1 protein-coding gene and 1 pseudogene are annotated in these 1,214 nt (G+C 71.9%); both read right to left on the reverse strand.

The genetic code is table 11. The annotated features are described in order from the left end of the window. A pseudogene (locus ACFW2E_RS47270) lies at positions 1-763 on the reverse strand (glycosyl transferase family 28); the annotation flags it as partial. A 9-nt stretch (positions 764-772) separates the two neighbouring features. Then, positions 773-1,214: cytochrome P450 (locus tag ACFW2E_RS47275; RefSeq protein WP_384478460.1), on the reverse strand; the 442-nt coding region annotated here is incomplete at its 5' end.

Consider the following 1,214-nt stretch of genomic DNA (forward strand, 5'->3'; position numbering starts at 1 on the left):
GGCACACCCGGCGCCCGGACGGCGGCTTCTGCAGCCAGTCCGGTACGACGGCGGGGCCGTTGTAGTCGACGTAGCGCATGCCGACGGTGGGCAGCCCCAGGTCGAGGCGCATGCTGGGCGGTACGGGGTCGATGGTCCACTGGCCGACGGCCATCTCCTCGTCGAAACCCGGCTCGGACCGCACCCCGTGGCGCCCCAGGGTCCATTCGATCCACTCCGCGAAGGGGTCCTCGCGGTGCTCAGGCTCCTGGCGGCCGAGCAGGTCCAGGAAGGCGCGGCGGGACTTCGTGGTGATGTCCGGGCCCCACAGCAGCCTGGCGTGGGCCGCTCCGGTCACCTTGGCGGCGATCGGGGCGGCGAAGGTCAGCGGTTCCCATATCAGCAGGTCCGGTTGCCAGGTACGGCAGAAGTCGACCATTCCGTCGATCAGGGAGTCGGGGGTCATCAGCGCGAAGAGGTTGGGCGTCAGGGCCGTCTGCATGCCCAGCAGGTGGTCCCAGCCCGCGTTCTCCAGGGTGCCGTCGGCGAAGTCCAGCGACCGCACGTACTTGATCATGTCTTCGCCGACCGCGCTCATGTGCCCGACGAGGTCCACGTCATGGCCCACGGGCACCGCCGTCAACCCGGCGGCGGTGGTGATCTCGGTCAGTCCCGGTGATCCGACGACCCGGACCTCGTGTCCGGCGGCACGACAGGCCCAGGCGAGCGGAACGAGCGGGTAGAAGTGGGTCTTGCTCGTCATGGCGGAGAAGACGATTCTCATCGGAAGTCCTTAGATCTCGACCGGGCACCGGCTGATGCCCCGCAGTACGGGCGAACGGCGGCGACGGACCACGGGGCCCGTCAGTGCCGTGCCGGGCAGCACATCGGCGAGGGCGCGCAGGGCCGCGGCGGCGTGCCTGGCGGCGAACTCCTCCAGCCCGTCGGAGTGGCCGAAGCCCGAGGTCAGGGCCGCAGGTGTGGCCGCGCGGTCCACGTCGAACCGGTCGGGTTCGGCGAACACCTCCGGGTCGCGGTGGGCCGCCGCGAGGGCCACCACCACCACGTCGCCCTCGGCGATCGCCGTCCCCTCGACCGTCTGTCCGGCGGTGGCGCGGCCGGCTTCGAGATGGACGGGGGGCGCGGTGCGCAGCGTCTCGGCCACGATGCGGTCCGCCACGTCGGGGTCGTCGGCGAGGCGGCCTGCCAGGCCCGGCGTGCGCAGAGTGGCGAGC

It is taken from the genome of Streptomyces sp. NPDC058964 (assembly GCF_042741275.1).
Lineage (GTDB): Bacteria > Actinomycetota > Actinomycetes > Streptomycetales > Streptomycetaceae > Streptomyces.